General features: G+C 71.3%; 23 protein-coding genes. 20 read left to right on the forward strand and 3 right to left on the reverse strand.

Annotation, left to right across the window (positions count from 1 at the left end):
- Positions 1-176: 176 nt before the first annotated feature.
- From VA596_RS20095 to VA596_RS20120, 6 genes are all read left to right on the forward strand, one after another.
- Positions 177-947, forward strand: coding sequence for a thioesterase family protein (locus VA596_RS20095; protein ID WP_323329731.1), 771 nt, complete (start codon positions 177-179; stop codon positions 945-947).
- A 56-nt stretch (positions 948-1003) separates the two neighbouring features.
- Positions 1004-1813 (forward strand): pyrroline-5-carboxylate reductase, encoded by an 810-nt coding sequence (gene proC, locus VA596_RS20100; RefSeq protein WP_323329356.1) that lies wholly within the window; start codon positions 1004-1006, stop codon positions 1811-1813.
- A gap of 240 nt (positions 1814-2053) precedes the next feature.
- Positions 2054-2269: a helix-turn-helix domain-containing protein gene (locus VA596_RS20105; protein WP_013222402.1), complete on the forward strand. Its 216-nt coding sequence runs from the start codon at positions 2054-2056 to the stop codon at positions 2267-2269.
- Between the two features lie 166 nt (positions 2270-2435).
- Complete coding sequence (locus VA596_RS20110; protein WP_007030867.1) at positions 2436-2537, forward strand: 30S ribosomal protein bS22; 102 nt, start codon at positions 2436-2438, stop codon at positions 2535-2537.
- A 263-nt stretch (positions 2538-2800) separates the two neighbouring features.
- Positions 2801-3844 carry an NAD-dependent epimerase/dehydratase family protein gene (locus VA596_RS20115; protein WP_323329358.1) on the forward strand — a complete coding sequence of 348 codons (1044 nt, stop codon included), beginning with the start codon at positions 2801-2803 and terminating at the stop codon, positions 3842-3844.
- Positions 3845-3858: 14 nt separating this feature from the next.
- A complete protein-coding gene (locus tag VA596_RS20120; RefSeq protein WP_323329359.1) occupies positions 3859-4896 on the forward strand; it encodes a lysophospholipid acyltransferase family protein in 1038 nt (345 codons plus the stop codon).
- 241 nt (positions 4897-5137) lie between these two features.
- On the opposite strand, the gene VA596_RS20125 is transcribed toward VA596_RS20120, so the two are convergent.
- From VA596_RS20125 to VA596_RS20135, 3 genes are all read right to left on the reverse strand, one after another.
- Complete coding sequence (locus VA596_RS20125; protein ID WP_323329360.1) at positions 5138-6040, reverse strand: HAD family hydrolase; 903 nt, start codon at positions 6038-6040, stop codon at positions 5138-5140.
- A gap of 96 nt (positions 6041-6136) precedes the next feature.
- Entirely contained in the window at positions 6137-7210 is a 1074-nt protein-coding gene (locus VA596_RS20130; RefSeq protein WP_323329361.1) for a DUF5667 domain-containing protein, read from the reverse strand.
- Positions 7211-7324: 114 nt separating this feature from the next.
- A complete protein-coding gene (locus tag VA596_RS20135) occupies positions 7325-8032 on the reverse strand; it encodes a sigma-70 family RNA polymerase sigma factor (protein WP_323329362.1) in 708 nt (235 codons plus the stop codon).
- Positions 8033-8298: 266 nt separating this feature from the next.
- Here VA596_RS20135 and VA596_RS20140 point away from each other — a divergent pair, with 266 nt between their 5' ends.
- From VA596_RS20140 to VA596_RS20205, 14 genes are all read left to right on the forward strand, one after another.
- Positions 8299-9858: an AMP-binding protein gene (locus VA596_RS20140; protein ID WP_410171906.1), complete on the forward strand. Its 1560-nt coding sequence runs from the start codon at positions 8299-8301 to the stop codon at positions 9856-9858.
- A 10-nt stretch (positions 9859-9868) separates the two neighbouring features.
- Positions 9869-10108, forward strand: coding sequence for a glutaredoxin family protein (locus VA596_RS20145; RefSeq protein WP_323329364.1), 240 nt, complete (start codon positions 9869-9871; stop codon positions 10106-10108).
- Positions 10109-10200: 92 nt separating this feature from the next.
- A complete protein-coding gene (locus VA596_RS20150; protein WP_323329365.1) occupies positions 10201-11766 on the forward strand; it encodes a molybdopterin-dependent oxidoreductase in 1566 nt (521 codons plus the stop codon).
- Between the two features lie 240 nt (positions 11767-12006).
- Positions 12007-12921, forward strand: coding sequence for a redox-sensing transcriptional repressor Rex (locus VA596_RS20155; RefSeq protein WP_323329366.1), 915 nt, complete (start codon positions 12007-12009; stop codon positions 12919-12921).
- Positions 12918-14225, forward strand: coding sequence for a glutamyl-tRNA reductase (locus VA596_RS20160; RefSeq protein ID WP_323329367.1), 1308 nt, complete (start codon positions 12918-12920; stop codon positions 14223-14225). The genes VA596_RS20155 and VA596_RS20160 overlap by 4 nt, the downstream gene beginning before the upstream one ends.
- Positions 14226-14245: 20 nt before the next feature.
- On the forward strand, positions 14246-15175 hold the full coding sequence (hemC, locus tag VA596_RS20165; RefSeq protein WP_323329368.1) for a hydroxymethylbilane synthase: 930 nt from the start codon (positions 14246-14248) through the stop codon (positions 15173-15175).
- Between the two features lie 84 nt (positions 15176-15259).
- Positions 15260-16792: a bifunctional uroporphyrinogen-III C-methyltransferase/uroporphyrinogen-III synthase gene (locus VA596_RS20170; RefSeq protein WP_323329369.1), complete on the forward strand. Its 1533-nt coding sequence runs from the start codon at positions 15260-15262 to the stop codon at positions 16790-16792.
- Between the two features lie 131 nt (positions 16793-16923).
- Entirely contained in the window at positions 16924-17895 is a 972-nt protein-coding gene (hemB, locus tag VA596_RS20175; protein ID WP_247060290.1) for a porphobilinogen synthase, read from the forward strand.
- Positions 17896-17912: 17 nt separating this feature from the next.
- Positions 17913-18449, forward strand: coding sequence for a hypothetical protein (locus tag VA596_RS20180; RefSeq protein WP_323329370.1), 537 nt, complete (start codon positions 17913-17915; stop codon positions 18447-18449).
- Positions 18446-18892, forward strand: coding sequence for a hypothetical protein (locus VA596_RS20185; RefSeq protein WP_323329371.1), 447 nt, complete (start codon positions 18446-18448; stop codon positions 18890-18892). The genes VA596_RS20180 and VA596_RS20185 overlap by 4 nt, the downstream gene beginning before the upstream one ends.
- Positions 18893-18905: 13 nt before the next feature.
- Entirely contained in the window at positions 18906-19244 is a 339-nt protein-coding gene (locus tag VA596_RS20190) for a hypothetical protein (RefSeq protein ID WP_323329372.1), read from the forward strand.
- Between the two features lie 62 nt (positions 19245-19306).
- A complete protein-coding gene (locus tag VA596_RS20195; RefSeq protein ID WP_323329373.1) occupies positions 19307-20614 on the forward strand; it encodes an efflux RND transporter periplasmic adaptor subunit in 1308 nt (435 codons plus the stop codon).
- Positions 20611-21324, forward strand: a complete 714-nt coding sequence (locus VA596_RS20200; RefSeq protein WP_323329374.1) for an ABC transporter ATP-binding protein — start codon at positions 20611-20613, stop codon at positions 21322-21324. The genes VA596_RS20195 and VA596_RS20200 overlap by 4 nt, the downstream gene beginning before the upstream one ends.
- Positions 21321-22526, forward strand: coding sequence for an ABC transporter permease (locus tag VA596_RS20205; protein WP_323329375.1), 1206 nt, complete (start codon positions 21321-21323; stop codon positions 22524-22526). The genes VA596_RS20200 and VA596_RS20205 overlap by 4 nt, the downstream gene beginning before the upstream one ends.
- Positions 22527-22537 lie beyond the last annotated feature (11 nt).

Raw genomic sequence — 22537 nt, forward strand, 5'->3', positions numbered from 1 at the left:
GGCAGGCGAACACGTAAAGTTCCGACTGTGAACACGTTGCGCTCGTTGATCTCCGCCGTCCCCGGTCAGGACCCGTTTTCCCCGCTCGGGACGGTGGCCACGGACGGGGCCGCGCGTTCGTGAGCGCAACGGACGGCGCCGCCGTGTCCTTCGACACGGCGACTGCGACGCGGTCGATGGGGGACGGCACCTTCACCGCGGTGCTGCGCGCGGAGTGGGCCATCGGGTCCCATCCGCACGGGGGGTTCCTCCTGGCCCTGCTGGCCAAGGCGGCGATCGCCGCGCTCCAGGAACGCGGTGAGCCGCACGCCGAGCCGCTGGTCGTCAGTGCGGAGTTCCTGCACGCGCCCGCGCTCGGCCCGGTGCTGCTGCGCACGGACGTCCGGAAGGTCGGCCGTCGCGCCACGGTCGTCGAAGTCCGGCTGGAGCAGCGCGGCCGCAGCTGCGTCGAGGCGCGCGTGACCACCGGGCGGCTGCCGATGCGGCGCCCGGAGTGGACCGACGTGCCGGCGATGCCCGCGGAGCCGTCGCCGGGGGCGCTGACGATGCCGGAGAGCCCCGAGGGCCCGTTCAACCTGGCCAAGGGCTGCGACGTCCGCCTCGACCCGGCAACGGCGGGCTACCTGTCCGGCCGCACCGGCGAGCCGCCGCGGATGCGCCTGTGGGTCCGGCCGCGCCACGGCCTGGTCGACCCGTACTTCACGCTGCTGGCTTCGGACGTCAACCCACCGGTGGTGATGAACCTGGGCCGCATCGGCTGGGCCCCGACGGTCCAGCTGACGGCGTTGCTGCGCACCCGCCCGGCCCCAGGCTGGCTGAGGGTGATCGTCGAGTCGAGGTCGGTGCACGAGTCGTGGTTCGACTCGGACGCAACGGTGATCGACTCCCAGGGACGGCTGGTGTGCCAGGCACGGCAGCTGGGCCTGGCCCCGGCCCCGGGCGGCTGAGCGATCGCCCAGGCCCGGCACTGGGCGGCTGAGGGGCGTTTGGCACGCTTGACGCCATGACGGTCATCGCGGTGCTGGGTGCGGGGAAGATCGGCGAGGCGTTGCTCTCGGGGCTGCTGCACGGCGGGCACGCGCCGGGCGACCTCCTGTTCACCGAGCGGTACCCGGCGCGCGTCGAGGAGCTGACGGCGCGCTACGGCATCCAGGGTGTCGAGGTCGAGGACGCCGCGAAGCGGGCCGACGTGCTCGTCGTGGCCGTCAAGCCGCAGGACATCGATCCGGTGCTCGACGAGCTGGCGCCGCTGCTCGGGCCGTCGTCGCTCGTCGTGTCCTTGTGCGCGGGGCTGCCGACGTCGCTGTACGAGCGCCGGCTGGCCGAGGGCGTGCCCGTGGTGCGGGTGATGCCGAACACGCCGATGCTGGTCGGCGAGGCCATGAGCGCCATGTCCGCGGGCCGCCACGCGACCGCCGAGCACCTGGCCGTGGTCCGGGACCTGCTCACGCACGTCGGCCAGGTCGTCGAGGTGCCGGAGGGGCAGCAGGACGCCGTCACGGCGCTGTCCGGGTCCGGTCCGGCGTACTTCTTCTACCTGGTCGAGGCCATGATCGACGCCGGCATCCTGCTGGGGCTGCCGCGCGCGCTGGCCGGGCAGCTGATCATCCAGTCGGCGGTCGGCGCGGCGAAGATGCTCACCGAGTCCGAGGAGCACCCGGTGCTGCTGCGCGAGGCCGTGACGTCCCCGGCGGGCACGACCATCAACGCCATCCGCGAGCTGGAGAAGCACGGCGTCCGCGCGGCCCTGCTCGACGCCATCGAAGCGGCCAAAGACCGCTCGGAAGCGCTGGGCAAGGCCCACGAGAGTTAGTCACGGGGCCGGCCTGGCCTCCTGGGTGTGCCCGGATTCGCCCGGATGGGGGGTTTCATTCTCCGTGGGGCACGAGTTGCACGCGCGAGTGCTTGTGCGTTAGCGCTGGTAGGAGCCCATCTCGGTGACAGGCGTCGCATTAGTCCCACCAGTCCCGCTACTCTCGATAGAGCACGTGCGTGTCGATACCACAGGTGGGGAAGCCTCGTGGCGCGACACGTGTCGAAGGACGCGGTAAAAATGTCGCCGAACAAGAAGGAGGATCTGCCGGCAGTCGGGCAGGTCCAGTTCCTGACGGTCGCCGAGGTGGCCACGCTGATGCGGGTCTCCAAGATGACCGTCTACCGTCTCGTGCACTCGGGTGAGCTACCCGCCGTAAGGGTCGGGAAGTCCTTCCGGGTGCCGGAAAAAGCAGTGCACGAGTACCTCCAGGGTGCTTATTACGACGTGGGTTGATCCGGTGAGCGGGCACGCCGCCGCCAGCGGCGCGCGGGGCTTGGACGTGCCCGCCGACCGGCCCGCGCAACGTGGCGGGTAACCTGGAAAACCGCTCGTGCCTGTGCGCTCCACCCGTTGGACGCTGCGCCGGGCAGCGTGACCGACGACGAACTAAGGAGCGCCCATGGGCTCTGTGATCAAGAAGCGCCGTAAGCGCATGTCCAAGAAGAAGCACCGCAAGCTGCTTCGCCGCACGCGTGTGCAGCGTCGTAAGGCCGGTAAGTAGTAACCCGGCTCAGCCGAGCGTAGCCGTGGCCCGTCCAGTCTCTGGGCGGGCCACGTCCATGTTGTGGACACGCCTCCCCTGTTCGAGTGAGGCGTTCATCGCTTTTCGGGGCGTAGCGGTTAATAGCATGTAAGACACCCTGGGACTACCACTGAAGAGCGGTAACATCTCAATGTCCCCCGCGCGATGCTTCCAGTGAGTGCAGGTTCGCGCACCTCGGGTGATCGCCGACCCCCCACTCGCCCTACGCCGCAGGGAGCTGTATGCCGTCGAACATCGTGCTCGTCACCGGGGTCGCCGGGGAACTGGGCGGGAAACTGCTCGCCCGGCTCGGCAACAACCCCGACTTCGAGCGGGTCATCGGCGTCGACACGGTTCCGCCGGACAAGACGGTGCTGCAGCGCATGGGCCACGCGGAGTTCGTCCGCGCGGACATCCGGAACCCGTTGATCGCCAAGGTGATCAGCACGGCCGAAGTGGACACCGTGGTGCACGCGTCGTGCACCGCGCACCCCGCGGGGCCGGGCCGTCGCACGGCCATCAAGGAAGTCAACGTCATCGGCACCATGCGGCTGCTCGCGGCCTGCCAGCGTTCGCCGCTGGTGCGCAAGCTGGTCGTCAAGTCGACCGCCGCGGTGTACGGCGCGGGCGCGCGCTCGCAGGCCGTGTTCACCGAGGACTCCGAGCTCATCCCGACGTCCACCAGCGGGTACGCGAAGGACGCCGTCGAGATGGAGGGTTACGTGCGCGGCCTGACGCGGCGCCGCCCGGACATCACGACCACTTTGTTCCGCTTCGCCAACATCATCGGGCCGGCGACCGACACCGTCCTTTCGCGCTACTTCGCGCTGCCGGTGGTCCCGACCGTCTTCGGGTACGACGCGCGGATCCAGTTGCTGCACTCTTCGGACGCGTTGTCCGTTTTGGAGCGTGCGACGGTCGAGGACAAGCCCGGCGTGTTCAACGTCGGCTCGGACGGGGTACTCACGCTCTCACAGGCGATCCGGCGGGCGGGCCGGGTCGAGCTGCCGATGCCGCGCAGCGTGGTTCCGTCGGTCGGCAAGGTGCTGCGCGGCGCTCGCGTCGTCGACTTCTCCGCCGACCAGGTGCGGCTGCTGAACTTCGGCCGGGTGGTGGACATCACCAAGCTGAAGCAGGATTTCGGCTACACCCCGCGGTGGACGACGTGTGAGGCGTTCGACGACTACATCGTCGGACGCGGCCTGCGCCCGGTGCTCGACGGCGGCCGGTTAGCGGGCCTGGCCGGCAAGGTGCTCGTCGCTGCTGCGACGGGGCAGAGCCGGTGAGCAGACCGCACGACTTGAACGACTTCGAAAGCGAGGCGGAGACGGTGGGCGGTGCCGAGGCACAGGTCATCCCCCTGCACGGGCCGGGCCGCGAGAAGCCGGCGGCGCAGCCCGCCGCCGCGGCCGCGGAAGACCTGCGGGAGACCGATGCCGCGCGAGGAGACGCGCCGGTCGTCGCCTTCCCCGGCGCCGAGCAGCCGACCCCGCCGCCCGACGTGCTCTCCGCCGCCGCGAGATCCGCGCTCGGCTTCATCCGCGACCGGCTGACCGGCGACTACACCGTCGACGAGTTCGGGTTCGACGCCGAACTGACCGACGCGGTGTTCCTCCCGCCGCTGCGCGCGCTGTACCGGAACTGGTTCCGCGTCGACACGCACGGCGTCGAGAACCTCCCGGCCGAGGGCGGCGCGCTGCTGGTGTCCAACCACTCGGGCACGTTGCCGCTGGACTCCCTGATGACGGCGGTCGCGGTCCACGACGAGACCGGCGGACGGCACCTGCGTGGCCTCGGCGCCGACCTGGTGTTCCAGGTGCCGCTGGTGGGTTCGTTCGCCCGCAAGTCGGGCCAGACGCTGGCCTGCAACGCGGACGCGGAACGCCTGCTGCGCAAGGGTGAGCTGGTCGGCGTGTGGCCGGAGGGCTTCAAGGGCGTCGGCAAGCCGTTCTCGTCCCGCTACAAGCTGCAGCGCTTCGGCCGCGGCGGTTTCGTGTCGGCGGCGCTGCGCGCGGGCGTCCCGATCATCCCGGTGTCGGTGATCGGCGCCGAGGAGATCTACCCGAAGCTGGGCGACATCAAGCTGCTGGCCCGCATGCTGGGCCTGCCGTACTTCCCGGTGACGCCGTTCTTCCCGCTGCTGGGCCCGCTGGGCGCGGTCCCGCTCCCGACGAAGTGGAGCATCGAGTTCGGCGAGCCGATCCGCACGGACTCGTTCGAGCCCGACGCCATGGACGACCCGATGCTGGTCTTCCAGCTGACGGACCAGGTGCGCGAGTCGATCCAGCAGACGCTGTACCAGCGGCTTTCACAACGCAAGTCGGTCTTCCGCGGCTGAGGCTGTGGATGAGTTGTCCACAACGGGTGCAGTCATCCACAGATTTCCGCGGGGCCGGTTTTGAGCGGTCGGCGCCGATAGACTGGACCAGGGGACGCCCCCCGGGATAGGGCGGGGGCTGTTTTCTGGCGGATGTGGCGTGGCTCAAAGGCAGCGGAAGGCTTGATCTCGCTGTGGCTCAGCGGCGGATGCCGATCTCGCCGCCGCAGCTCAATGGCGGAAAGACGCGCTCACGGCGGGCTTAGCGGCGGCGGTAAGCCATCCCCGCGGCCACCGCCCCCGCCAAAGCTCCGGCCCCCAGTACCGAAGGCACGCCGATCTTGGCCGCTTTGCGGCCGGTGCGGAAGTCGCGGATCTCCCAGCCTCGGGCGCGGGCCACGTCGCGGAGGCCGCCGTCCGGGTTGACCGCTACCGCGGTGCCCACCGCCGAGAGCATCGGGATGTCGTTGGCCGAGTCCGAATACGCCGTGCAGCGCTTGAGGTTCAGGCCTTCGCGGGACGCCAGCGCGCGGACCGCGTGGGCCTTCGCGCGGCCGTGCAGGAGGTCGCCGACCAGGCGGCCGGTGTAGACGCCGTCGCGGGTTTCGGCCACTGTGCCCAGTGCGCCCGTCAGGCCGAGGCGGCGCGAGATGATCGCCGCCAGCTCGATCGGGGTCGCCGTCACCAGCCAGACGCGCTGGCCGGCGTCCAGGTGCATCTGGGCCAGGGCCCGGGTGCCGGACCAGATCTTGTCGGCCATCAGCTCGTCGTAGATCTCTTCGCTGATCGACGTCAGCTCGTCCACCGTGCGGCCGGCCACAAAGGACAGTGCGCGCTCGCGGTGGGACTTGATGTCTTCCTTGTTCTCACGGCCGCCGAGGCGGAACTTGATCTGGCCCCAGACGAACCCGGCCAGATCGGACGACGTGAAGAACTTCCGCGCCGCGAGCCCGCGGGCGAAGTAGAAGATGGACGCGCCCATCATCATCGTGTTGTCGACGTCGAAGAAGGCGGCCGCGGTGAGGTCCGGCGGGGCCGGCGGGGTGGGCGGCTCGGCGGCTTCGGAGACCACGCGGGCGTGGGCGGCCTCGGCCGACGCCTCGCCCGCGAGCGTGGCGAGCCGCTCGAGCTCCTGACTCTTATCCCTGCCACGCCAAGCTGACACGCAACACCGCCTCCACGCTCTGCCCACGTCCCAGCGAACGTCCTTCGCACAGGGTAGCGAGCCCCCCACCGCTGTGTCGCAGGTGTGGCCCGGACCTCAGCCGATGATGATCGGCGGCAGGCCCGGCAGCAGCGGCGGGACCGAAATCAGCGGCGGCGGCTTCGACGTCGAGGTCGCCGGCGGCCGGCTCGTGGTCGGCGGCTGGCCGAACACCGGCGGCGGCGTGAGCCCGCCGGTCGGCGCCGGGGTGCCCTGGGTCGCCGTGGCGTCCGACGGCGGCAGCTGCGTGCCGGTCGGCGTCGGCGTGGTCGTCTCCGCGGACGACGTCGGTGACGTCGCCGCCGAGGACGGCTCCCCACCCGACGACGGTGCCGGGCGCCGGGTGCACTCGCCGGTCGCCGGGAGCAGGCCGAGGTCGTCGGCCTTGCCGGTGGTGATCTGGTAGCAGTTCAGCCGCGCCACCAGGCCGCTCGTGCGCTCCTGGACCTTGCCGAGCAGGGTCTGCGCGTCGCCGAACACGGTGGCCGCCCCGGCCGGCAGCGCGCTCTGCTGCGCCGCCAGCCGCGCCGCCTGGTTCCGCGCCCACAGCCGGACGTCGGACAGCTGCTGCGCGCCGCTGCCGTCGCTGGTCGCGACGGCCGTCAGCTGCGCGACGCCGGCGCGCAGGTCGCTGGCGAAGTCGTCGTACGCGGTCCGGTAGTCGGCTTCGCTCGCGCCTTCGGCGGCCAGCTCACCGAGTTCGGTGACGCGGTTGGTGGCGAACTCGAGGTGCTTCTTGGCCTTCTCCTGGTCGCCGAAGGTCAAGCTCAGTGACGTCGACTCGCCGGCGCGCTTCACGGCGTACAGCGGGTCGCCCGGCAACGCGCTCCGCGACAGCACGAGCGTCAGGCCGGAGAGGAGGAGGAAGAGGAAGAGCGCGGCGGCCACCAGGTCGGCGGTCCGCGGCCGCCACCTCCGTACCGGGGTGGCCGCCGCCGTCTCCAGCCGGCCCGCGATCTCCGCGCGGATCCGCTGCCGGGTTTCGAGGTCCGGGGCTCCGGCCGCACCGAGCTCGCGCAGTGCGCCGACGAGAGCCAGCTCGTCGGCGAACTCGCCGTCCCGGCGTACCGGGGACGGCTCCAAAGCACGCGCGAACCGATCTGCGTCGGCTCGCTCACGCGCAAACCTCACTGCGCCAGCTCCCTCTCGGGCCTTGGCCGGTCCTGACACCGGTCTGGCAGGAGTAACGATCCAGAAGCCGCGATGGTTACCGGTTTCGGTCGACTAGCCGAAAAGTTCGCGGGTTCAGCGCAATCCGGTGGGCAGCAGTTGTGCCAAACGGCGCACCGCCCGGTGCTGCAACGCCTTGATCGCGCCTTCGTTGCGGTTCATGATCTCGGCCGTCTCCGCCACGGAGAGTCCCTGCAGGAACCGCAGGATGATGCATTCTCGCTGGTCGTCGCCCAGTTCCGCGACGCAGCGCAACAACTCGGTGCGGGTCGCGCGGCTGATGGCCTCCTGCTCGGGGCCGGCCTGCGCGGTCGCGCCGACGCTGAACGGCGCCGAACCGGGTTCGGTCACCTCGTCGGTGACGACCTCGAGGCGGAACCGGCTCGACTTCACGTGGTCGAGCACGAGGTTGCGGGCGATGGTGACGAACCAGGCCCCGACGTCACGTCCCTGGTAGCTCACGGACGTGATCCGGCGCAGCGCGCGCAGGAACGTCTCGCTGGTGACGTCCTCGGCGAGGTCGCGGTCGCCCAGGCGGAACAGGACGTAGCGGTAGACGACGTCGACGTAGCGGTCGTAGAGGCGGCCGAACGCGGACGTGTCGCCGTCCTGCGCCGCGCGCACCAGGTCCCACGCCTCGGCCTTGGCGGCTTCGGCGCGCTCTTCGTCGGAGGCGTCGGACGCGGAAGCCTGACGGCTCAGCGGCACGGCGGAAGATCGCCCGAAGACGCGTTCGGCGAACATGAAGACGGGTCCGCGGCTCACGGCGGTCGGCACGGTCATCGGGCGGCACCTCCGGCGGCGGCTCGGACCCAGTGGGTCACGGTACCCCCGATCAGCGGGCGAGCAGGGGCCTGCCGGCTCGCATGCCCCACGGCCTCGTGGGCAGGCAAGTTCGTCACGGCGACTCCCTCTCTCCGGTCGCGGCAGTGATCATCACCACGCCCCGCGACGCAGTGCAGCATACGTGTAGTTACCGCGAAGTAGGTAGTGGCTCGGGTGTTGCGAAGAGGCGACGCCCGCGGTGTGCCCCCATGACGTCGCGCGAGATGACAGACTTGCAACGCTTTGCTGGGCGAGAGGAAGGCGGGCCTCGGGTGAGTGCCGGTGCGGAGACGTTGTCCGGGGTCGGCGAGCTGCTCGCGCGGGCCGCCTCGACGTGGCCGGAGCACCCGGCCGTGCGGGAGACCGGCGGCGGCCGGACGCTGACCTACCGTGAGCTCGCGGCGGCCGCGGAAGCCCAGGCCAAGACACTTGCAGGTGCAGGTGTCACACCTGGCGACCGGGTGGCGCTGCGGCTGCCCACGTCGGCCGACTTCGTGGTCGCGTTCTACGGGGCGCTGCGCGCCGGCGCGGTCGCCGTGCCGGTGTCGCCGCAGGCGCCCGGTCCCGAGCTCGAGAAGCTGCTCGCGCACAGCGGCGCCAAGGTCGTCGTTCATCGCGACACGGATACGGCGCTGCCGGCCGGGGTGATCGGTCTCACTCCCGAAGCTGACCCGGATGGAGCAGCCGAACCCGTCGACGCCGGGGGTACCGGCGAGGACATAGCGGTCGTTTCGTACACCTCCGGCACCACCGGGCCGCCGCGCGGCGTGATGCTCTCGCACCGCGCGCTGCTGGCCAACCTGGAGCAGCTCAGCGGGGTCGAGGGCGTCCTCGAGCACGATGACAACGTGCTGATCACCATCCCGCTCTTCCACGTCTACGGCCTCGGCCCCGGCCTGCTGCAGGCGACGTCGGTCGGCGCGACCGCGATCCTCTCGGAGCGCTTCGAGGCGCAGCGCACGCTGGCGGACTGCGCCGAATTCGGCGTCACGACGATCACCGGCGTCCCGACGATGTACGCCGAGTTCGCGGCGCTGGGCGCCGAGGAGCTCGGGCGCGGGCTGGCCACCGTTCGGCGGATGACCTCGGGCGCGGCGCCGCTGCACCCGAAGGTGCTCGGCGCGATCCGGGAGGCCACCGGCCTGGACGTCTTCGAGGGGTACGGCCTCACCGAGTGTGCCCCGGTGGTGACGTCGACGCTGGTCACGGGCTACCCGAAGCCCGGTTCGGTCGGCAGCCCGCTGCCCGGGATCGAGCTGCGGCTCGTCGACAGCGACGGCACCGACCAGGCCGTGCCGCTCGACCCGGACGACGTCGACGACGTCTTCGAGGCCGAGGGCGAGACCGGGCTGGTCTCGATCCGCGGCGCGAACCTGTTCTCCGGTTACTGGCCCGACGGCGACCACGGGCCCGACGACGAGGGCTGGTTCCGCACCGGCGACGTCGGCTACCTCGACGTCGACGGCGACCTGCACCTGGTCGACCGGGCCAACGACCTGATCATCGTCAACGGCTTCAACGTCTTCCCGAACGAGGTCGAGTCGGTCATCTCCCAGCTGCCGGAGGTCGCCGAAGCCGCGGTGGTGGGTGTCGTCGACGAGCGCAGCGGCGAGGCCGTGAAGGCGTTCGTGGTGCCGGTCGCCGGCGCGTCGCTGTCCGAGCAGCAGGTCGTCGACCAGTGCGCGGCCCACCTGGCCGGGTACAAGGTGCCGCACGCCGTGGAGTTCGCCGAGTCGCTGCCGCATTCGGCCACCGGCAAGCTGCGCCGGGTGCGGCTGCGGTAGTAAGGACGTCATGGCACAGGTAGTGACGGTGATGGGCCGCGCGGGCTGTCATCTCTGCGAGGTCGCGGAAGCGGACGTCGAGCGCATCTGCGGCGAGCTGGGCGTCACGTGGAACGCGGAAGACGTCGACACGGACCCGGAATGGCGCGCCGAGTACGGCGACCGCGTCCCGGTGATCCTGGTCGACGGCGCCGAACACGGTTACTGGCGCGTCGAAGAGGACCGGCTGCGCAAGGCGCTTTCGTCCTGAACGTCCGGCGTTGTCCTCGCTCGGTGAAGCCGTAACACGTCCGTAAGCACCGCAGGCCCACCCGAATGGCCCACTGCTCCGAAGATGGAGTGGTGAGCACCTTGCAGGACGCGCCTGCCCCGCCCGAGGCGCCCAGGCGGCTTTCGCTGCCGGTCGCGACGCTGATCGGCCTTCTCGCCCTGGCCGCCGCCCTCGGCGTCGGGCACCTGGTCGCGGGCTTCGTCGGTTACACGGCCTCGCCGTTCATCGCGGTCGCGAACTACGTCATCGACCACAGCCCGACCGGCATCGTGAAGTGGGCCGAGCGGACGCTGGGCACCTGGGACAAGCCGATCCTCAAGGTCGGCCTCGCCGTGGTGCTGGTCCTGCTCGCGGTGCTCGCCGGGCAGCTCTCGCGCCGCAAGCCGCTGGCCGGGCAGGTGCTGGTCGGGCTGCTCGGCGCCGCCGGGATCGCCGCCGTTTTCGTGCGCACCGACCTCGGGCAGGTCTCGCTGCTCGCCCCGGTCGCCGCGCTGGTCGCCGGGCTGACCGTGTTCACGATGCTGCACCGGCTCGCCCTGCCGCCCGAGCTCGTCCGGTACGACCGGGGCTTCGACCGGCGGAAGTTCATGCGCGCCGGGGTCGGCATCGCGGCCGGGGCCGGGGTCGCCGCCGTGGTCGGCGAGGTGGCCGGGACCAGCACGAACGCCGAGGACTCGCGGGCCGCCGTCGGCCCGCTCGTGCCCGCGCGCACCGCGCCGCCGCTGCCCGCCGACGCCGACTTCGTCAAGCTCGGCTCACCGCCGTTCATCACGCCCAACGCGGACTTCTACCGGATCGACACCGCGCTGGTCGTGCCCCAGATCCGCACCGAGGACTGGGGCCTGAAGATCCACGGGATGGTCGACCGCGAGGTCAACTTCACCTACGCCGACATCCGCAACCGGCCGCTCGTCGAGCGCCGGGTGACGCTGACCTGCGTGTCCAACGAGGTCGGCGGCCCGCTGATCTCGAACGCGTCGTTCATCGGCGTCGACCTCGTCGACCTGCTCGACGAAGCCGGCGTGCAGACCGGCGCCGAGCAGATGTTCGCCACCAGCGTCGACGGCTGGACCTGCGGCACGCCGGCGAACGTCGCGCTCGACCCGCAGCGCGGCGCGATGCTCGCGATCGGGATGAACGGCGAGCCGCTGCCGGTCGAGCACGGCTTCCCGGCGCGGATCGTCATCCCCGGCCTGTACGGCTACGTGTCCGCCACCAAGTGGGTCAAGGACCTCGAATTCACCAAGTGGGACGCCCGGCAGTCGTATTGGCTCAACCGCGGCTGGGCCGAGCAGGCGCCGATCAAGACCGAGTCCCGGATCGACACCCCGACCGGGTTCGCGGGAGTGTCCGCGGGCAAGGTCCGGCTGGCCGGCACGGCGTGGGCGCAGCACACCGGCATCGCGAAGGTCGAGGTCCGGCTCGACGAGGGCGCGTGGCGCGAAGCCACCCTTTCGGCCGAGGTCAGCAAGGACACCTGGCGGCTGTGGTGGATCGAGCTCGACGTGCCCGCGGGCACGCACCAGGCGTTCGTGCGGGCCACCGACCAGGACGGCTACACCCAGACGGAGAACCGCGCCGACCCGGTGCCCGACGGCGCCACCGGCTGGCACTCCGTCACCCTCGACGCCCACTGACGCCGGAAGTGCCTGGCGGACAAGGATTCTGACGCGGTGTCATGATCCCCGGTGCCGTCCCGGCCCCCGGGAACCGCCTCCGACCAGTGACTTTGTGCGCGCGTTCACAAGTGGACTACCGTAGGACCATCGCCTCCGGGTGGTCCGGCATCGAACCGGACACCGGGCCCTGGGTCAAGACACAGTTCCGAACGGTCGTGGCGATGGCCGCCAGGTGCGCAGCGGCAGGGAGACAACGGCGTGGTGACACAGCGGGGGAGACGCGACGGAGCGGACTCCGCCGGCCGGCCGCCACGACGGCCCCGCCGCCCGGAAACGCCGGACGCCGACAACGCCCCGACGGCCGAGATGCCCGCGGTGCCCGCCGCCGCGGCGAACGGCCGCGGGGATGCCCCTGAGGCCGTCCGGGCGAAGCAGATCCCCGAAGCGGCGGTCGCGCGCCTCGCGGTGTACCTCCGGGTGCTGTCCGGAATGTCCGAACAAGGCGCGACGACCGTTTCGAGCGAAGAGCTTTCGCAGGCGGCGGGCGTCAATTCCGCGAAACTGCGCAAGGATCTCTCGTACCTGGGCTCGTACGGCACCCGTGGCGTCGGCTACGAGGTGAGCGTGCTCGTCAGCCAGATCGAGCGGATCCTCGGCCTGACCCGGCAGCACAAGGTGGCCGTGGTCGGGATCGGCAACCTCGGCCACGCGCTGGCCAACTACGGCGGCTTCCCGGGACGCGGTTTCCCGGTCGAGGCCCTGTTCGACCTGGACGCGGACCTGATCGGCGTGCCGGTCGGCGGCCTGCCCGTGTCCCACATGGACGACATCCCGCGAATCTGCGCCGAGCGCGGCATCTCCATCGGCGTGATCGCCACCCCGCCCACCGCGGCGCAGTCGGTCTGCGACCGCCTGGTCGCCGGGGGCGTCCAGTGCATCCTCAACTTCGCTCCGGTCGTGCTGCAGGTTCCTGCTCACATCGAGGTCCGCAAAGTGGATTTGGCCGTCGAGCTGCAGATACTCTCGTTCCATGTGGCCCGCCGGGCGGACGATGCCGCGAGTAATCAGGGCAATTCCGGGTTACCCGGCACGGGCCTGCCGTCCGACAATGGCCAGGGCAGCGGACGGAACGGCACGGGTCCGGATGGACGGGAAATGGTGGTGCGCTCATGAGCGTGTTGGCGGTCGGCCTCTCGCATCGCAGTGCGGAGCTGAGCACGCTCGAGCGCGTCGCGGTGCCGGCGCCCGAGGTCGGCAAGGTGCTCGACGAGCTGCAGCAGGCCGAGCACATCAGTGAGGTCATGCTCGTCTCGACGTGCAACCGCATCGAGGTCTACGCGGTCGTCGAGACCTTCCACGGCGGCCTGAACGACGTCTCCGAAGTCCTCGCCCGCCAGGCCGGGATGACCCCCGCCGACCTCTACGACAGCCTGTACGTGCACTACGCCGGGGCCGCGGTCGAACACCTCTTCTCGGTCACCTCGGGCCTCGACTCGATGGTCGTCGGCGAGACGCAGATCCTCGGCCAGATCCGGTCGTCCTACGCCACCGCGCGCGAGGCCGGCACGGTCGGCCGCACGCTGCACGAGCTCATCCAGACCACGCTGCGCGTCGGCAAGCGCGTCCACACCGAAACCGGCCTCGACCAGCTGGGCGCGTCGGTCGTGTCCGAAGCGCTCGCCGCGGCCGGTGACGTCACCGGCAAGCACGCCGTCATCGTCGGTGCCGGCTCGATGGGCGCGCTGAGCGCGTCCCAGCTGCGCAAGGCCGGCATCGGCGAGATCACCGTGGCCAACCGCACCGACGCCCGCGCCCGCCGGCTCGCCGCGAACGTCACCGAGCAGGGTGTCCCCGCCCGCGCGATCCCGCTGTCCCTCGTCGCGGACGCCGTCCGCGACGCCGACGTCGTGATCTGCTGCACCGGCGCGCAGGACGCCGTCTTCGGCCCCGCGCAGGTGCTGCCCCGCGGCGGCCGCGCCCTGGTCGTCTGCGACCTCGGCCTGCCCCGCGACGTCGACCCGGCGGTCGCTGACCTCGCCGACGTACGCGTCGTCGACCTGGCCACCGTCCAGCGCCGGATGCGCGAAGCCGGCACCCCGACCACCGACCGGCAGACCGCGAAGGCCACCGGCATCGTGCTCGACGAGGTGCGCGAGTACCTCGCCGGCCAGCGCAGCGCCGAGGTCACCCCGACCGTGACGGCGCTGCGCAAGCGCGCGGCCGAGGTCGTCGACGCCGAGCTGCTGCGGCTGGACCACCGGCTGCCCGACCTCGAGGCGGGCGTCCGGGAAGAGGTCGGCCGCACGGTTCGCCGGGTGGTCGACAAGCTGCTGCACGCGCCGACGGTGCGGGTCAAGCAGCTGGCCGCCGAGACGGCCGACACCGACTACGCGAACGCGTTGCGCGAACTGTTCTGCCTCGACCCGCAGGCACCCGCCGCGGTGGCGAGCCCGACGCCCCCACCGGAGAAGAAGTAGTAGTGACCAGAGTCATTCGCATGGGTACGCGTGGATCGAAGCTCGCGCTCGCCCAGACCGGGCACGTCGCCGACGCGCTGCGCGCCACCGGCGCCGAGGTCGAGATCGTCACGGTGACCACGCCCGGGGACAAGTCCATGGCACCGATCCCGACGATCGGGGTCGGCGTGTTCACCTCCGCGCTGCGGGAAGCGTTGCTGCGCAACGAGGTCGACGTCATCGTCCACTCCTACAAGGACCTCCCGACCGCGCCGGAGCCGGGCATCACGCTCGCCGCCGTGCCGCCGCGCGAGGACCCGCGGGACGCGCTGATCGCGCGCGACGGGCTGACTCTCGGCGAGCTGCCGCCGGGTGCGACGGTGGGCACCGGCTCGCTGCGGCGCACCGCGCAGCTGCACGCGCTGGGTCTCGGTTTGGAAATCGTGCCGATTCGCGGCAATATCGACACCCGCATGCGCAAAGTGACCGACGGCGAGCTGGATGCCGTGGTGCTCGCGCGTGCCGGACTGGCCAGGGTCGGACTGGTCGAGGTGATCACCGAGACCCTCGACCCGATCCAGATGCTGCCCGCGCCCGCACAGGGCGCGCTGGCGGTGGAGTGCCGGGCCGACGACGTGGACCTCGAGCAGCTGCTCACGGCCACGTTGGACGACGAGGGCACGCGGGCCGCGGTGACGGCCGAGCGTGCTCTGCTGGCCGCGCTCGAGGCGGGGTGCAGCTCGCCCGTGGGCGCGCTCGCCGAGATCGTCGAGGATCTCGACGCCGAGGGCAAGGTCGTGGAACGGATCTCGCTGCGCGGCACCGCCGCGGTCGAGGGCGAGGAAGGTGCGGTGGACATGGTCCGGGCCATCGCACTGGCCGACAAGGACCAGGCCGCCCAGCTGGGCAAGGACCTGGCCGCAGAGCTGCTGGACCTCGGCGCCGGAGCCCCCTCCGGTACCGCTGAGTAGCGCTTTTCAGCGCTTCGAAAAGACGTGTAGGAGACCTGCGTCCGTGCCATCCCGCACGGCCGCCGCAAGAGGAGAAACGCACAGATGACCCCCGCGCGAAAGACCACCGGGCGCGTAGCGTTCGTGGGCTCCGGGCCCGGCGACGCCGGCCTGCTCACGGTCCGTGCCCAGGAACTGCTGGCCAAGGCCGAGGTCGTGGTGACCGACCCGGACGTGCCCCAGGCCGTCCTGGCGATGACCGCCGAAGGCGCCGAGGTCCGCCCCGCCGTCGGCGAGGCGGCCGAGGTCGCCAAGGACCTCACCAACGAGGCCAAGGCCGGCCGCCTGGTGCTGCGCCTGATCGCCGGCGACCCGCTGACCACCCCGGCCGTGGTGGCCGAGGTCCAGGCGGTCGCCCGCACGAGCGCCGTGTTCGACGTCATCCCGGGCGTCTCCCCGGGCGCGGCCGTCCCGGCGTACGCCGGCGTCGCGCTCGGCGGCACGCACACCGAGGTCGACGTCCGCGGCGACGTCGACTGGGCGGCACTGGCCGCGGCCCCCGGCCCGCTGGTGCTGCACGCGTCGTCGGCGCACCTCGCCGAGGCCGCTTCGGCGCTGACCGGGCACGGCCTGCCCGCGTCGACCCCGGTCGCGGTGACCGCGAACGGCACCATCAACACCCAGCGCACCCTCGACACCACGCTCGAGAAGGTCGCCAACGACGCCGGTGAGCTCGTCGGGCCGCTGATCGTCACGATCGGCCAGGCCGCCGGGCAGCGCTCGAAGCTGTCGTGGTGGGAGTCCCGCGCGCTGTACGGCTGGAAGGTCCTGGTGCCGCGCACCAAGGAGCAGGCCGGAGAGATGGCCGAGCGCCTGCGCGGCCACGGCGCGACGTCCCACGAGGTCCCGACCATCTCGGTCGAGCCGCCCCGCAGCCCGGCGCAGATGGAGCGTTCGGTCAAGGGCCTGGTCGACGGCCGTTACCAGTGGATCGTCTTCACCTCCACCAACGCGGTGCGCGCGGTGTGGGAGAAGTTCGAGGAGTTCGGGCTCGATGCCCGCGCGTTCTCCGGCGTGAAGATCGCCTGCGTCGGCGCGGCCACCGCGGAGAAGGTGCGCTCGTTCGGCATCATCCCCGAGCTGGTCCCGTCGGGTGAGCAGTCCTCGGAAGGCCTGCTGGCCGAGTTCCCGCCGTACGACGACGTGCTCGACCCGGTCGACCGCGTCCTGCTGCCGCGGGCGGACATCGCCACCGAGACCCTGTCGGCCGGCCTGCGCGAACGCGGCTGGGAGATCGACGACGTCACGGCCTACCGGACCGTCCGGGCGGCGCCGCCGCCCGCCGAGACCCGCGAGATGATCAAGACCGGCGGGTTCGACGCGGTCTGCTTCACCTCGTCCTCGACCGTGCGCAACCTGGTCGGCATCGCCGGCAAGCCGCACACCCGCACGCTGGTCGCGTGCATCGGCCCGAAGACCGCCGAAACCGCGGTGGAGTTCGGGCTCCGGGTCGACGTCCAGCCGGAGAAGGCCGACGTCCCGCACCTGGTGGACGCCCTGGCCGAGCACGCCGCGCGGCTGCGCGCGGAAGGTGCCCTGCCGCCGCCCCGCAAGGCGAAGCGGGCCCGCCGCTCCTGAGGTTCGCTGGTCCGTGAAGGCCACCTTGAGGGACTCAGAGTCTCTCAAGGTGGCCTTCACGGCTTTCCGGGCAAATGCGCTCGGGCACCCTTGCGGGACCCCGGCCGAAGTGCGCGGAGTAACTTGGAGGGGTGTTTCCCGAGCATCGTCCCCGCAGGCTCCGCACCACGCCCGCTATGCGCCGGCTGGTCGGTGAAACGACGCTGCGGCCACGCCAGCTGATCCTCCCGATGTTCGTCGCCGAAGGCCTCGACCAGCCACGGCCGATTTCGAGCATGCCGGGCGTCGTGCAGCACACCCGGGACACCCTGCGGAAGGCCGCCGTCGACGCGGTCAACGCCGGGGTCGGCGGGCTGATGCTGTTCGGCATCCCCGAGACCCGGGACGCCGAGGGCTCCGGCGCCGTCGACGAGCGCGGCATCCTCAACGTCGCCCTGCGCGACCTGCGGGCCGAGCTCGGTGACGCCACCGTCCTGATGGCCGACACCTGCCTCGACGAGTTCACCGACCACGGCCACTGCGGCGTCCTCGACGCCGACGGCGGGGTCGACAACGACGCCACGCTGCGCGTCTACGCCGAGATGGCCGTCGCGCAGGCCGAAGCCGGGGCGCACGTGCTCGGGCCGTCCGGGATGATGGACGGCCAGATCGGCGTCATCCGCCGCGCGCTCGACGAGGTCGGCCACAGCGACAAGGCCATCCTCGCGTACGCCGCGAAGTACGCCAGCGCGTTCTACGGCCCGTTCCGCGAGGCCGTCGATTCGCAGCTCAAGGGCGACCGCAAGACCTACCAGCAGGACCCGGGCAACGCCCGCGAGGCGCTGCGCGAGATCGAGCTGGACCTCGCCGAGGGCGCGGACATGATCATGGTCAAGCCCGCGCTGTCCTATTTGGACGTCCTCAAGGCGGCCGCGGACATCTCCCCGGTGCCGGTGGCGGCGTACAACATCTCGGGCGAGTACGCGATGGTCGAAGCCGCCGCGGCGAACGGCTGGCTGGACCGCGAACGGACCGTCCTCGAAGTACTGACGTCGATCCGCCGGGCGGGCGCCGACATGATCCTGACGTACTGGGCAGCCGAAGCCGCTGCCTGGCTGGACTGACCGGTTAGAGTCCTCGCGTGACGGACAAAGGCACCGGTGACGCCCACGATCTCACCGACGACGAACGCCGCAAGCTGGGCGGCGCACCGGATCCGGTCCTGCCGGGCGAGCAGGCGCCGGTCGCCGACCCGCCCAAGGCGGTCAAGTGGTCGTTCTGGCTGTGGCTCGCCGGCAGCCTGCTGCTGATCGGCGGTTACGTCCAGCTGCTCAGCAGCAAGTCGGCGGTCATCGCGCAGATCGTCGAGGCCACGAAGGACCCGAAGTACTCGCCGCAGGAAATCGCGGACGGGATCACCTCGCGCCTGTGGTACATGCTCTTCGGTTCGATCATCTTCGCGCTGCTGTTCATGCTTTTCGCGTACAAGGCCCGCGAAGGCACCCGCTCGGCCCGGACGGTGCTGACCGTCCTGCCGGTCGTGATGGTGCTGCTGATCTTCGTGATCGCGCCGATCATCAACCTCCTGACGATCATCGCGCTGTTCGTCTTCATCGTCGCGATCTTCCTGCTGTACACGGCGCCGCTGTACTTCCCGAAGGTCGGCAAGCGCTCGTGAGCGAGCGGCTCTACGCCGAGTCCGGCGTGAGCTGGGCCGCCATCGTGTGGGGCCCGGTGTTCGCGCTGGTCGGCGCCCTGGCGGAGCTCGTCACGGGCGGCCCGGTCCACGTCGTGGGCTGGCTGATGGTCGGGTTCGGCCTGTGCGTCATCACGATCCCGTGGGTGTACGCGCGGCGCCGGTTCCTCTCGCTGGAAGTCACGACGAAGCAGCTGCGCCAGGGCCGCGAGAAGCTGCCGGCGGACCAGTTGGCCGACGTCACGGACGTCGGCACCCCGGTCGGCGCGCGTGTGCTGGGCGGCGGCTGGTCGGTGCCCCGCAAGTACGACTCCCTGCCGGTGAAGCTCACGGACGGCTCGGTGGTGCTGGCGTGGGCCAAGGACGTCGAGGCCCTGCAGGACGCGCTGGACCGCCTCGTCCGGGCGACACCGCGGGAGACGTGAGAAAATCTTTTCCGTGATCGACCTTCCGCAGCCCACCGGGGCCGAGCTCTGGCCGCCGGATGAATCCGGGTCCGCCGCGCGGCTGCACAAGCCGTGGCGGATTCTGGTCGCCGTTCTGGAGGTCGTGCTCGCCGTGGCGGCCGGCTGGGGCGTCTACGCCTTCTGGCACAGCGGCATGGCCACCGTCGTGACGCGCACCGACGACGGCGCCGTCCTCGAGTCGCACCGGTACTTCGGGGGCCACCTCGCCGCGGCCATCGGGCTCGGGGTCGTGGCCGCGATCCTGCTGGTGGACGCGGTCCGTCAGCTCTCTCTCGCGCTGCGTACGCGCCCCCGCAAGCCGAAGGACTGATACACAGCTCCTCCACAGGGAACCAACAGTCAATTGCTAAGCGGCGGCCGCAAGGTTGCCGCATGACGCGGGTGCGTGCCTCCAAGGCATGGGTGATCAACGGTGCTCTGATCGTGCTACTGGCCGGGGCGGGATTCGGGATATACCAAGCCTTTACCCCGGCTTCGAACACGGCTCAGGCCCAGACTCGCAGCACGCCGGTGCGCCGGGCGACGGTCTCCGAGACGATTTCCGCCGCCGGGACGCTCGCCAGCAGCTACACCGGCGCGGCGAACTTCACGACGGCCGGCAAGGTGACGTCGATCGACGTCAAGGTCGGCGACGTCGTGAGCGCCGGCCAGAAGCTCGCGACCGTCGACAGCACGCAGGCGGCGAAGCAGCTTCAGGTCGCGAAGGCGAACCTCTCGGTGGCGCAGGACAGCCTCGACGCCGCCGAGACCGCCGAGGACACCCCGGCCACCGGCCAGAACAGTCAGAACAGCCAGAACAGCGCCCAGTCCGCCGCGAACAGCGTCACCTCGGCGCAGGCGAAGCTGGACCAGGCCCAGCTGGACGTCCAGACCGCGCAGACCGCGCTGGACAACACCTCGCTGTACGCGCCCGGCGCCGGCACGGTGACCGCGGTCAACGGCACCGTCGGGCAGCAGTCCTCGAGCGGCGGCTCGGCGAGCAGCTCGCAGACCTCGACCAGCGGTCAAGGCGGCCAGGGCTCGTCGAACTCCAGCTCGGCGGCCGCGTCGTCCAGCAGCTCCAGCAGCAGCACCGGGTTCATCACCATCACGAACATGACCGGCCTGGTCGTGAACACCTCGGTCGCCGAGATCGACGTCAGCAAGGTCAAGGCGGGCCAGAAGGCCACGGTGACGCTCAACGCGCTGCCGGACAAGCCGATCCAGGCGACCGTCGCCAGCATCAACCTGACCCCGACGACCAGCGGCAGCGTCGTCTCCTACGGTGCCCAGCTGGCGCTGACCAGCCCGCCGGACAGGCTGCGGCCCGGCCAGTCGGCGAGCGTCGTGATCACCGTCGCCGAGGCGCAGAACGCGCTGAGCGTGCCGGCCGCGGCCGTGACCACCGCCGGCAACACGAACATCGTCACCGTGCAGGAGAACGGCCAGAACGTGCCGCGCCAGGTGCAGGTCGGCATCCGCGGCGAGTCGACCGTGCAGATCACCTCCGGCCTGACCGAGGGGGAGAACGTCGTGCTCACCGCGACGGCCGCGACCGGCACGGGCGGGACCGGCCGCACCGGGACCGGCGGCACGGGTGGCACCGGCGGTTTCCCGGGTGGCGGGACCGGCGGCTTCCCCGGCGGCGGCCAGCGCGGCACCGGCACGGGCGCCGGCGGCGGTTTCGGCGGCCGCGGGTGAACCCGGTGATCGCGGTCTCCGGACTGCGCAAGACCTACGGCGCGGGGGAGACGGCGGTGCACGCGCTGCGCGGGGTCAACCTGACCGTGTGGCCCGGCGAGTACGTCGCGATCATGGGCGCCTCCGGCTCGGGCAAGTCGACGCTGCTGAACATGCTGGGCTGCCTCGACGTCCCGACGTCCGGCCAGTACCTCCTGGACGGCTTCGGCGTCGGCAAGCTCAACGAGCGGCAGCTGGCGTTGCTGCGCAACCGCAAGATCGGCTTCATCTTCCAGTCGTTCAACCTCGTGCCCCGGACGTCCGCATTGTCCAATGTGGAGCTTCCGCTCGTCTACAGTGGACTCCGCCGGTCGGAACGGCGGCGCCGCGCGCTGGCGGCCCTGGACATGGTCGGGCTGTCCGACCGGGCCAAGCACCTGCCGAGCGAGCTGTCCGGCGGCCAGATCCAGCGCGTCGCCGTGGCGCGGGCGCTGGTCACCGGCCCGGCGATGCTGCTGGCCGACGAGCCGACCGGCAACCTGGACCGCCGCAGCACCGAGGACGTCCTCGGGGTGTTCGACCGGCTCAACCAGCTCGGCCGCACGATCGTCGTGATCACCCACGAGGACGAAGTCGCCGCTCATGCGCGCCGCGTCGTCCGGGTGGACGACGGCCTGATCGTCCAGGACGACGTCACCCGCGCGTCCGGGGTCGTGGGGGCCGTGTCGTGAACCTCTTCGAGATCCTGCGCTTCGCCGTGCGCGGGCTCACCGCGAACAAGCTGCGCTCGTCGCTGACCACGCTCGGCATCACCATCGGCGTCGCCGCGGTGATCCTGCTCGTCGCGGTCGGCAACGGCGCGTCGGCGGCCATCGCGGCCAGCATCCAGGGCCTCGGCACCAACGTCGTCAACGTCTCCCCGGCGCGCGGCGGCGGCCAGGGCGCGTCGGCGCGGCCGCTGACCGTGCAGGACGCGCACGCGCTGGTCGACCCGATCGGCGCGCCCGACGTCAAGGCCGCGTCGCCGGTGGTCAACACGACGGCGACCGCGACCTACGGGCAGACGTCGTACGACATCTCGACCGTCGCGGGCACCGAGCCGGCGTACTTCACCACCACGAACCGCGACCTCGCCGAGGGCGCGCTGTTCACCACCGAGGACGTCACGACGGCGCGGAAGGTCGTCGTGCTCGGCCCGACGACCGCGGAGTCGATCTTCGGCAGCACCACCGCCGCCGTCGGGAAGAACGTGCTGCTCAACAGCATCCAGTTCACCGTGGTCGGGGTGCTGCAGGCCAAGGGCAGCACCGGGCTGCAGAACGCCGACGACGTCGCGATCGCGCCGATCTCGGCCGTCCAGAACTCGCTGGCCGGGTACGGCAGCCTCAGCCAGATCGCCGTCCAGGCCACCAGCGCGGACGCCGTCACGCTGGCGCAGTCCGAGATCACCGCGATCCTCAACGCGCGCCATGGCATCCGGCTCGGCGGCACCGCCGACTACCAGATCCAGAACTCCGAGCAGCTGCTCGCGACCCGGACGTCGGCGACCGAGACGTTCACCGTGCTGCTGGCGGCGGTCGCGGCGATCTCGCTGCTGGTCGGCGGCATCGGCGTCACGAACATCATGCTCGTCACGGTCACCGAGCGGATCCGCGAGATCGGCATCCGCAAGGCCATCGGCGCCCCGCGCTCGGCCATCCTCGGCCAGTTCCTCGCCGAAGCGACCATGCTCAGCCTGTTCGGCGGGCTGCTCGGCGTCGCGATCGGGCTGATCGGCAGCCGGTTCACCATCTCCGGGATCCAGCCGGTCGTGGTGCCCTCGTCGATCCTGCTCGCCTTCGCGGTGTCGGCCCTGATCGGGCTGTTCTTCGGCAGTTTCCCGGCGAACCGGGCCGCCAAGCTGCGGCCGATCGACGCCCTGCGTCACGAATAAGGAGTTCTTCG

This window comes from Amycolatopsis heterodermiae (assembly GCF_034929455.1).
GTDB classification, from domain to species: Bacteria; Actinomycetota; Actinomycetes; order Mycobacteriales; family Pseudonocardiaceae; genus Amycolatopsis; species Amycolatopsis heterodermiae.

Coding starts and splice junctions, on each gene's coding strand:
- VA596_RS20170 (WP_323329369.1), top strand. CDS start 15,260: ATGACCCCCGCGCGAAAGACCACCGGGCGCGTAGCGTTCGTGGGCTCC.
- VA596_RS20110 (WP_007030867.1), top strand. CDS start 2,436: ATGGGCTCTGTGATCAAGAAGCGCCGTAAGCGCATGTCCAAGAAGAAG.
- VA596_RS20195 (WP_323329373.1), top strand. CDS start 19,307: ATGACGCGGGTGCGTGCCTCCAAGGCATGGGTGATCAACGGTGCTCTG.
- VA596_RS20105 (WP_013222402.1), top strand. CDS start 2,054: ATGTCGCCGAACAAGAAGGAGGATCTGCCGGCAGTCGGGCAGGTCCAG.
- VA596_RS20160 (WP_323329367.1), top strand. CDS start 12,918: ATGAGCGTGTTGGCGGTCGGCCTCTCGCATCGCAGTGCGGAGCTGAGC.
- proC (WP_323329356.1), top strand. CDS start 1,004: ATGACGGTCATCGCGGTGCTGGGTGCGGGGAAGATCGGCGAGGCGTTG.
- VA596_RS20145 (WP_323329364.1), top strand. CDS start 9,869: ATGGCACAGGTAGTGACGGTGATGGGCCGCGCGGGCTGTCATCTCTGC.
- VA596_RS20135 (WP_323329362.1), bottom strand. CDS start 8,032: ATGACCGTGCCGACCGCCGTGAGCCGCGGACCCGTCTTCATGTTCGCC.
- VA596_RS20115 (WP_323329358.1), top strand. CDS start 2,801: ATGCCGTCGAACATCGTGCTCGTCACCGGGGTCGCCGGGGAACTGGGC.
- VA596_RS20095 (WP_323329731.1), top strand. CDS start 177: ATGGGGGACGGCACCTTCACCGCGGTGCTGCGCGCGGAGTGGGCCATC.
- VA596_RS20140 (WP_410171906.1), top strand. CDS start 8,299: ATGACAGACTTGCAACGCTTTGCTGGGCGAGAGGAAGGCGGGCCTCGG.
- hemC (WP_323329368.1), top strand. CDS start 14,246: ATGGGTACGCGTGGATCGAAGCTCGCGCTCGCCCAGACCGGGCACGTC.